The sequence below is a fragment of the Flagellimonas profundi genome, assembly GCF_017313275.1.
In the GTDB taxonomy this organism is placed as follows: domain Bacteria; phylum Bacteroidota; class Bacteroidia; order Flavobacteriales; family Flavobacteriaceae; genus Flagellimonas; species Flagellimonas profundi.
The window spans coordinates 979,351-990,375 of record NZ_JAFLNM010000002.1 but is presented as its reverse complement, the minus strand read 5'-3'; the positions used below and the strand labels follow the sequence as shown (position 1 = coordinate 990,375).

The 11,025-nt window shown below is 42.6% G+C and carries 6 protein-coding genes; 2 read left to right on the top strand and 4 right to left on the bottom strand.

Going from position 1 to position 11,025, the window contains the following annotated elements:
• The coding region (locus J0654_RS13345) for a GMC family oxidoreductase N-terminal domain-containing protein (protein WP_207029577.1) at nt 1-1,021 on the bottom strand (1,021 nt) is incomplete at its 3' end.
• 222 nt (nt 1,022-1,243) lie between these two features.
• Between J0654_RS13345 and J0654_RS13340 the strand changes: the two genes are divergently transcribed.
• Both J0654_RS13340 and J0654_RS13335 read left to right on the top strand, forming a co-directional pair.
• Entirely contained in the window at nt 1,244-3,619 is a 2,376-nt protein-coding gene (locus tag J0654_RS13340) for a prolyl oligopeptidase family serine peptidase (protein WP_207029576.1), read from the top strand.
• Between the two features lie 80 nt (nt 3,620-3,699).
• Nucleotides 3,700-4,944 (top strand): NRAMP family divalent metal transporter, encoded by a 1,245-nt coding sequence (locus tag J0654_RS13335; RefSeq protein ID WP_207029575.1) that lies wholly within the window; start codon nt 3,700-3,702, stop codon nt 4,942-4,944.
• Between the two features lies 1 nt (nt 4,945).
• Here J0654_RS13335 and J0654_RS13330 read toward each other — a convergent pair whose 3' ends face one another.
• From J0654_RS13330 to J0654_RS13320, 3 genes are all read right to left on the bottom strand, one after another.
• A complete protein-coding gene (locus tag J0654_RS13330) occupies nt 4,946-6,892 on the bottom strand; it encodes an OmpA family protein (RefSeq protein WP_207029574.1) in 1,947 nt (648 codons plus the stop codon).
• Between the two features lies 1 nt (nt 6,893).
• Complete coding sequence (locus J0654_RS13325) at nt 6,894-7,883, bottom strand: PorP/SprF family type IX secretion system membrane protein (protein ID WP_237685992.1); 990 nt, start codon at nt 7,881-7,883, stop codon at nt 6,894-6,896.
• A 1-nt stretch (nt 7,884) separates the two neighbouring features.
• Nucleotides 7,885-11,025 (bottom strand): T9SS type B sorting domain-containing protein (locus tag J0654_RS13320; RefSeq protein ID WP_207029573.1); only part of this gene is annotated, 3,141 nt, incomplete at its 5' end.

Below are 11,025 nucleotides of genomic sequence, written 5' to 3'. Positions count from 1 at the left end.
TCATTAGATCGGGAACAAAGGCAGCTCTGTCCGCACCGGTGGAATCGTGAAGGTACTTCCCAACAATATCGCTGCTGTTGCCCAATCCATTTGGGTGCTGCTTGCTCTTGGAATTCAATAGGATTCGTGCGGTACTACAAGCGGAAGCTCCCAGAACCACGACTTTCCCTTTTAACTGATATTCTTTCCTGTCTTCTTTATTGATATAGGAAACACCTGTGGCCCTTCCCTCATCATCGGTGGTCACTTCACGCACCATGCAGTTGACGAACAGGTCGATCTGTCCACCGTTCTTCTGCGCGGGGAAGATCAAACACGTCCCTGCGGAGAAATCGGCATATACCTGACAGGCTCGGTTACATTGTCCGCAGTAAAAACAAACACCACGATCTTCGTTTATCTTTTTGGTCAGCATCGACATTCTGGATGGGTATACCGGTATATTGCTCTTCCGTGCCCCTTTGATATAGAAAAGCTCATGCAACCTTGGCTTTGGCGGTGGCAAGAAGAACCCATCGGGATCATTGGGCAACCCTTCATTGGTTCCAAATACTCCGATCATCTTGTCCACCTTATCGTAGTACGGCTTTACATCCTCATAACTTATCGGCCAGTTATCGCCGTGACCATCCACATCTTTGTGCTTAAAGTCCTTGGGGCCAAAACGAAGGGAGATCCGTCCCCAATGGTTGGTCCTACCTCCCAGCATTCTCGAACGGAACCACTCGAATTGGGTCCCATCCTTTTGGGTATAGGGCTCTCCTTCAATATCCCATCCGCCATAAGCGGCATCAAAATCGCCAAAAGGTCGGAAACGTGTACTGGCTCCCCTACGTGGACTTTGGTAAGGCCATTTTAATTGGGTCTGGTATTCTGGCTTCGCCGGGTCAAAAAATGGTCCAGCCTCTACAACGGCAACTTTGAGCCCAGACTCCGAAAGCACTTTGGCGGCCATACCGCCCCCTGCTCCCGAACCCACAATAATGGCATCGTAAACCGTGGAATTTTCAATAATTTGCATTGATATCAGTTTGGTTTAGTTTAAATAGTTTTAAATCAATACATTACCTCCAATTCAAAAATGTCTGTATTGATTCTATGTACATTTTATACGTTTTAAAGATACCTTTTCTGTAAATAAATACGGATACTTTTTCAACTTTTCCTTTTAAAAAGCTACCCTAGAAACTCATTAAAATGGCCGATATTTGAAAAACAAACCATCTTAAACCTTTTAATGATCATGGGAAGATTTTTTACGCTTACCGTACTTTTTCTAATCACTTTCAACTCCTTGCTGGCCCAAAAGGGAAACAACTCCGCATTAAAGATCAAGGATATTATGCAGGGCAATGACTTTGTTGGCCATAGACCGTCGAGCCCCTATTGGTCCACAGATGGATCAACATTGTATTTTGATTGGAATCCTGATGGGGCGCTAAGTGATTCCCTCTACGCTTATTCCATAAGCAACAAAAACTTAGAAAAAATAGGTTTTTTAGAGGCAAATGCACTCCCCTCTTCCAGGTTGACGTATAACCAAGCCAAAACAAAGGCTGTCTACTCCAAAAATGGCAATATCTTTTTATTGGACCTGGACACTTACGAACCCAAACCCATAACCAAAACCCAAGAACGGGAAAGCAACCCCCATTTTACCGATAATGGAAAAAGCATAGCTTTTGTGAAAGGTGGCGAGCTTTATACTTGGAACATAGCCAATGGCTTATTGGAGCAAAAAACGCAGTTTGTAAAATCCAAGGACAAAGCACCCAAACGCAACACTAAAAATGAATGGCTGTACCAAGACCAATTGGATATTTTTGATGTTTTGCAGGAACGAAAAGCAAAACGTGATGCTGGTGATAGTATTAGAAAAAAGCTGGAATCTTTGGAACCCTTGGAAATTGAAACCAAGGGAAAAAGGGTGATAAGTCTTCAAATGAACCCTTCAGGTTCTTATATCACCTATGTTTTGATGGACCGTCCAAATTCCAAAGGAACCATTGTGCCGCATTTCGTAACCGAGTCTGGTTATACCGAAGATCAGAACACCCGCTCCAAAGTAGGAGACGAGCCCACACAATACGAAATGTTTGTTTATGATGTGGAAAATCGAAAAAACTACCCTGTGGTCCTGGATAATCTGGAAGGTCTGGACTATGTGCCGGAATACACCAAAGACTATCCGGACAAACCCTATAAAAACGAGGACCGTATCGGTTTTATAAATGGGCCTACATGGAACGCCGATGGCTCCAAGGGCATTTTGGATATTCAAGCGAACGATTACAAAGACAGATGGATCGTGTTGCTAGACCCTAAAACGGGCAAAGTGGAACAATTGGACCGCCAACACGATGAAGCATGGATTGCTGGTCCCGGCATAGGCAGATGGGGCGGTGGTTCCCTCGGATGGATGCCCGATGATAAAAGCATTTGGTTCATGTCCGAAAAAACAGGATATTCCCATTTGTACACCATGAACCTAAGGAGTAAAAAAGCAAAAGCCCTTACTTCCGGTGAGTTTGAAATTTATGGTACTTCTCTCTCAAAAGATAAAAGCAGATGGTATTTCACATCGAACAAAACTCATCCAGGCGACCGTCAGTTTTACACCATGTCCTTAAACGGCGGCAAATGGGAAAAATTGACGAACATGGTTGGCAGAAATGATGTAGTGCTATCTCCGAACGAGGATAAAATGGCAATTCTCTATTCGTATTCCAACAAGCCCACCGAATTGTATATTCAGGATAATCCCATAAAAATCGGTGAACCTACCCAAGCAGAACAAATTACCAAGTCCAACACCGATGACTTCAATGATTATGATTGGAAAGACCCTGAAATTATAACGTTCAAGGCATCGGATGGTGCGGAAGTTCACGCTAGACTGTATCAACCAGAGGCTTCTGTAAAAAACAAAGCGGCCGTGATTTTTGTACACGGGGCGGGGTATTTGCAGAATGCACACAAGTGGTGGAGCTCCTATTTTAGGGAGTACATGTTCCACAATCTTTTGGTGGACAACGGTTATACAGTCCTAGACATTGATTATCGTGGAAGTGCTGGTTATGGCAGGGATTGGCGTACGGGAATTTACAGGCACATGGGTGGCAAAGATTTGTCCGATCAAGTGGATGGCGCCAAAATGTTAGTGGATGAATATGGGATCGATACAGATAAAATCGGTATTTATGGAGGTTCCTATGGCGGGTTCATCACGCTGATGGGCATGTTCAATGCGCCGGACACCTTTAGTGCAGGAGGTGCGATCAGATCTGTTGGGGATTGGGCAGCTTACAACCATGGGTATACGGCAAGGATCTTAAATACCCCTGCTACGGACAGTTTGGCTTACAAACGCAGTTCACCCATTTATTTTGCGGATGGATTGGAAGGTGACCTTTTGATTCTGCACGGAATGGTGGACGATAATGTTCATTTTCAGGACATGGTCCGGCTTTCCCAACGCTTGATCGAACTCGGGAAGGAAAACTGGGAAATGGCCGTTTATCCTGTGGAACGACATGGTTTTGTGGAACCGAGCAGTTGGACCGACGAGTACACCCGTATTTTCAAGTTGTTTCAAAAATCGCTTTTGGGGAAAGAATAACGTATTCAAAGGCAGGATGAACCTGAAAACTTTCAACAAAAAAACATATCTTCCTGCCACAAAATTAACAAACAAGCTAGATGAAGGCATTGTTGAAAGCACTTGGCCCTGGACTATTGTTTGCCAGTATGGCCATTGGCACCTCGCACTTGGTGCTGTCCACAAAAGCAGGGGCGCAATATGGATGGGTTATGGTGATTCCCATTATTTTGGCCAATTTATTGAAGTATCCTTTTTTCGAGTTTGGAATTCGGTATACCACAGTTACGGAAAAAAGCTTGATTGAGGGATATACCAATTTGGGCAAGACATATTTGTGGATATATGCCTTTGTTACCCTGATTTCCACTTTTACCATCTTGGCAGCGCTTTATGTGGTAACGGCAGGACTGTTTATGAATCTGTTTGAAGTCACTTCGGTCGGTGCCGGCATCGTGTCTTTGGGGTTGTTTGTTTTTATCAGTTTACTATTGATCATAGGTAAATACCGGTTTCTTGAAAATTCTTTAAAAGCAGTGATCACCATTCTTTTTATTGCCCTACTGGTCACTACTGTAATGGTGCTACAAAAAGGTCCGGTGCCCCATGCAGCATCATATCAACGTCCTGAAATTTTTAATGAGGTGGGCATTTTGTTCCTAATAGGGCTCGTTGGATGGATGCCGACAGCGGTAGAAGCCTCGGGCTGGGTTAGTCTCTGGGGCATGGAAAACCTAAAAACCATGAAGAACAAGCCGACACTAAAAATTGCCCTCCAAGAATTTAACGTGGGCTACATATTAACGGCGGTTTTGGCCTTGTTCTTTATGATTATCGGCTGGATGACGTTATATGGCACTGGAACCGAACTTAGTGGCAACTCGGTAGTTTTTGCCGACCAATTGGTCAATCTGTTTACTGCACATATTGGAAATTGGGCCTACTTTTTTATAGCCGTAGCAGCTTTTGCGACCATGTTCAGTACTTGTATGACGGCACACGATGCCATCTCAAGGGTAAGTTTGGATGTCCTTCAAAAACTCTACCCCAAAAAGAATATCTACAACAGAAAACATGCCTTTGCCTTAATGGTCATTGCCATGGCTTGGATCAATTGGATAGTGATCAGTCTTTTTAGTGCAAACATGGGGGATTTAGTTGGGCTGGCCACTTTTGTATCTTTCGTTTTTGCGCCACTTTTAGGATGGATGAACCTAAAAACGGTAACAGGGAACGATGTTGCAGAACAATATAGGCCAAAAATGGGCCTACGTGCACTCACGTATAGCGGGATTGTTTTTCTATCCCTATTTGCCTTATATTATTGCTGGGAACTGATGATGTAAGTTAATCGAAGAGTACGTTGTCATTGAGCACTACCACCAAAGAACGTTGGTTTTGTTTGTGCAATGTTTCCAAACAGAAGACCCCATTGGTACAATTGTTCAATATTTTGTCCTCGCCATAGCCAATGGAATACAATATACTGTTGGCGGGAACACCATTATCCACTAAAAACCTTTTAATGGCATCCGAACGCCCCTGGGTTAACCTAAAATTGGTACTACTGCCTCCCCTACTATCGGTGTACGTCTCTATTCGCAGTTGCGCTTCGGGAAATGCTTTCATAAAATCGACAACCTTGTTCAGTTCTTTTTCAATTTCAAAGGTTAATTGCGTAGAACTGGTGTCAAAATAAAAATCATCCATTTTCACCACCTTTTGGCCTTCCCGTTCTTCCACCAAATCATCGTACAAGGCTATTCCAATATCAAAGGAACCGTTTTGTAATTCATCGAGTTCTTCTTTATTGAATCGCTCAATGTATCTTGAATATCTTTCTTTTGTGGCTTCCATCACCACTTCGGTCTCTATGGGAATTTCCAATCGATATTTCCCATCCTCGTCCGAAATGGTCTCAGCCAACATATTGCCATTCATATCCCAAAGGCTAACAACAGTGTTTGCAACCACATTGGACGGGTTATTGGCATTGACCACTTCTCCTTTAAAGATGATAGTATTGAGCCCAGGTTTTTCATCCACCTTAAAACCATAAATATCGTCCTTCCCTTTACCTCCTGGACGGTTGGAGGCAAAATACCCCAAGAGTCCTTCTCCCTCGTTTCTTATGATCAACCCAAAATCATCAAACTCAGAGTTTATCTGGCCACCTAGATTAATAGGGGTTCCAAAATCGTCCCCTTCCATATTTGCCTTGTAAATATCCATTCCACCGAGACCGTAGAACACATCGGAGGCAAAATAAAAGCTGTTCTCGAAAATAAAGGGAGCTATTTCATTGCCCGATGAATTGATTCGTGGTCCCAAATTGATGGGTGCGGACATGACCTGCCCATTGTTGGTATACACAAAGTAAATGTCCGTTCCTCCATAGCCATCTTCAAAATCGGCGGAGAAATAAAGTTTTCCACTGTCGTCATCATAAAAAGGATAATAGAATGAGGTACTCAAATCTTTGAGCAACAATTGATTGCTTCCTCCTATGGTCTGCTTTGCTATGGACAAGGCATTTTTACCATTGGAATCAAAAGAAAGCTCCCCGTTTTGGGTATTGGACACCACATACAACACACTGTTCAAGGCTGAGGAATAGGATGGTGTGGCCTTATGATAATCGGTATCTTCCAAGGCTTCAAAAACATGCAACGACATAATTTGACCAGATGGCTGTATTTCCGATTCATAAATATTAAAATACCCCTCGTTACCGGGTTCGTACCGTAGTTTTTTATTTACTTGACGGGCTGTGGAAAACAAAAGCTTATTGTTGTAAAAACTTGGAGCGAAATCCGTTTGTGGACTATTGGCCTCCAAATTAAAGATCTCGTAGTCCAACTGATTTCCCTCAGCACCATTTTGCATTAACTGTTCATTGAACTCAATGTTCTCCATAAGTTCTTTTGGGAAAGTTGAGGAAATACTGGTCAAAAAGTCCTCCTTTCCTTCAAAGTCCGGAGTTTTGGCAAGACTTTGCAACATTTTATTGTAATGGTGGGCATCCATCAAGGTATCCTGATCAAAGATTTTCATGTACGCTTCGGAGGCTTTTTCAAAATTATTGGTTTCAAAATAAGCGTCCGCAAGGTTTAAGAACTGTTGTTTGGTCAAAGTTCCTTCGTTAAGCTGTTTTTCATAAGCACCAACTGCTTTTTGGTACTCATACTGAAAAAAGAAAACATCTCCATCGGATTGTTTCTTTTGGGCAAAGCAGAAAACCATGCCCAAAAGAGATGCACATAACGTTAATTGTATTTTTTTTACATGGTTCATGTTAGAAAAATCTAGGGGAATCAATCTGCTTTCCTTTATTTTTTGACTTCTTGTTTTTTGATTTATTGTTACCGGAACCAAAACCGCCTCTTCCAATATAAAATTTTAAAATGGCTTCATGGGAGCCACCGCTATATTCTCCCAGCCCATTGGTATTATAATCGTAGGAATATCCAATAAACATAGCGTTGGATATCTGGAACCCTGCCAATCCGCTCACAGCATTGTCGAATCGGTAAGAAGCTCCAACAGTCAATGCATCTATAAACTGGAAATTGGCCGATAGGTTGACCGTTACCGGAGATCCGCCCAAGTAATTCAATAAAAATGCCGGTTTAAATTTGGTCTGCTCTCCCAACTCGAACACATACCCTCCAATAAAGTTGAACTGCATATTGTCTTCCACAATGGTGGCTACTTCATCATTGTAAAGGGCATTGGTCAAAAAATTGGGTGCTGAAACCCCTAAATACCACTCTTCTTCGTGGTACATAAACAGTCCTGCACCTACGGTTGGATAGAAGTTACTATAATTACCTCCCAAAATAGAGTTGTCTGAAGGATCGAAAAATGTTCCTTTAGAATAATCAATATTGAGGGAAGAACCACCCGCATTCATACCAAAAGAAAGTTTGGTATCGTCGGACAATTGAATTTCATAAGAGTAGGCCACATCAAAATAGGTTTGTGTGGATGGTCCCAATTGATCACTCACTATATTGATGCCCAGTCCCATTTTTTCATTGTTGAAAGGAATGTTGGCACCACCACGAATGGTTGTCGGTGCTCCTGGGATATCCACCCACTGTGCACGGTACAATCCAATAATCTCAGGAGTCTCAACAGTACCTACATAGGCGGGGTTAAAACTACCGATATTGTACATGTACTGGGTGTATTGCGGTTCCTTTTGTGCCTGAACAAGACCCATGGCCATGAGCAACATCAATAAAACGATTCGGTATTTTAGCAAAGCTTTTTTATCTGGCATTTTAATTATCCCTTACAATTTGAATCCATCCTTTTACCACATTCGTTCCATCACCATTTAGATCTAGAATATAGAAATACGTGCCCTTGGGCAACTGTCCGTTCTTTCCTGTTCCATCCCATGAACTATCGTATCCATTCATTTGGAAAACGCTGTTTCCATAGCGGTCAAATACTTCAAGTGAATTATTTTCAAAATCTTCATGATCAACCAATATTAAACGGTCATTTTTACCATCACCATTAGGTGAAAAGATGTTACAAATGGTTCCTGGATCCTCACATTGGCTTCGATTTACTTGAACTTGAACTGTGGAAGCATTGTTATCGGTAATCGTAGCATCTGCCGGGAAGGAGGAAATCAAGCTTGCCGTGTTCTCCAATATTCCACTTTCAATCACAGTCACCCTTATCTCCAATGTAACTACCTCTTCTGGACCGAGTGCATCAATAGTCCATTCCCCCGTATTTTGATCATAAGTTCCTTTGGAAGGAGTATTTGACAAAAGTTCAAATCCACTATCCAAAACATCACTTACCACAATATCCAATACGTTATCCATGGTAGTGTTTTCCAAAGTAATCGTAAATGTTATCTCTTCGTTCAGTAACACTTCTTCATCATCCACTTCTTTGCTAATGGCCAAATCAATATCCTCAGGGTTACAATCCGGTGTCAAGAATGGATCACATGGATCCAAAGGATCTGTAGCATTTTCAGGAACAGCTTCGGTAGCGGGATCATCCTCTACCAATACTTCTTCCCCATCCGTCAAACCATCACCATCGGTGTCAGGATTAGTGGGGCTAGTACCCAAAGTAGCTTCTTCCCCGTCCGTTAGGCCATCACCATCGGTATCCACAACACAATCACTTACCGAAATGGTTACCTGTACCGAGGAATCCGTACAAGGTGCTTGCGCAACATTTGTAGTATATTCAAACACATAACTTCCGCTGGACAATCCAACAAAATCCACTGTGTTATCCGAACCAATGGTCAAAGTGCCACTGGATGGGTCCGTGATAATGGACCATGTTCCGGCATCCGCCCCAATAAGCAAATCGTCCAAATCAATAACGTTGGGACCACCAGCCCCCGCAACATTGCACGCCACGGTATTGGAAGGTGTACCTGCAGTAGGTGCAGCATTGATTATGGCTACAACTTCCACACGCTCTGTTTCACAACCATTGGCCGAAGCGGTTACATAAAACGATGTGGTTTCGGATAAGGTATTTGTTGTAAATGTCGCGTTGGTTCCCACAATAGCACCCCCTGTTGGAGCATCGTACCAGGTATAGTTAATCGTGCTATCATCCGATATGGAAGCACTCGCTGTAAGCGTCAAAATAGATGGACCACAGCTGGCATCTCCGCTGGCAACATCAATCGTAGGTGTAAAATTACGAACCAAGGTTATGGGTAATATAGGACTTGCACAATCGTTCACAGCATCATAATAGAAACCATAGTAGGTTCCCGGTTCCACCACATTGCTGCTGATCAAGTGTGCCCCAGTTTCTGTGGGGATATTACTTGTACTCCAAGTAAGAGTTGTGCCCGCAGGAGCTGTTGTACTGACCAAATAATCGTTTAAATCCGCATTTACTTCGTCGCAAAATTCAATGGTAGTATCAGTACCATTAAACTGGGGCGCCGTGTTCCCAGCATTACAAGGAAGTGAGCAATCGATGACTGTAATAGTCAAATCCACCGACTGGTCCACACAAGGTGCCTGGGCAGTATCCGTTGTATAGGTAAACACATAATCTCCCAAGGGTTGGCCATCAAAATTTATAATGTTGTTCGCATTGATAGTTATAGAAGATCCTATTTGTGCACTGGTCACAGTCCATAATCCCGAATCTTGACCCGTAATTCGATCATCCAAATCAATAATAGTAGTGCCCCCGCTTTCTGTAGTGTTGCAGACGGAAATACCATTAGTATTGCCTTCATTGGGCTCCTCGTTCACAACCAAAGTAACGGTAACCGAATTTGGACTGGTACAATTGTTCAAAGGATCATAGAAAAATCCATAATAGGTACCTGCAGCGGTTACTACATTGCTCGCTAAATAATCTCCAGTCACCGAAGTATCGGAATTGGTACTCCAACGTAATTCTGTAGTAACAGGCGGAGTGGTATCCACATAATCGTTAAGGTTTTGACTAAAATCCCCCAATGCGGTTACACAGAATTCAGTATCCAAACCATTAAGGACTGGGGATGTGGTTGCCAAACAGGAGTCATCGTTATTGATGGTAATTGTAGCAGTATCTAAAATATCCACTGATAAAGAAGTCCCACCCAAATTACCCATAGAAACCGACAAAGTTTCATTTACTTCAATTAAGGCATCTGCAATGGGGTTCACATCAAAAGTTTGTGTTTCCCCTGCATTTCCGGCAAAATTGAGTGTCAATCCATTTACTTGAGTATAATCTATTCCAGCAATAGCTGTACCATTGGTCGTGGACACTTCAACCGTAAAACCACCATCCACTGCATTATCTAAAGTTGCTGAAACCGTGATAGCTCCATCATCCTCATCACCATTAGCATCCGTAATGGTAACGGAGGCACTGTCGTTATCTGTATTTACGACAGAAACTGTTTGGGAAGAAACCAATAAATAGGAAACTGCACTACCATCATTTACATCAACTGTAATATTTAAGTTTTGTGGACCATCAACTATAGCATCGTCCACACCTGTTACTGTCACTTCTTGTGGTGTATCCCAATTGCCTGTTGTAAATGTTAAAGTTGCTGGAGAAACAGTTGCCTCTCCAGTATCTCCAGAAGAAATATCTAAAATTACATCGTTAACTGGGGGTTGCCTATTTAATACCACCGTAAACGTATCAGATGCACCTACCTCAGAGGTCACCGTGGCACCGCCCTCTTCAACAATCGTGAAACCGGCTATATCATCATCAGCATTTTCCACCGATACCGTTTGATTAGCCAATCCATCAAAAAAGTCATTACTAGCTGTATCATTTATACTTACCGTAATATTATATGTTTGAGATCCATCAATGATAAAATCATCCTCTCCTGTAACTGTAACAGTTTGCGGAGTGTCCCAGTTACCGTTGGTGAAGGTCAGCTGTGCCTGGTCCACCGTGCCCTC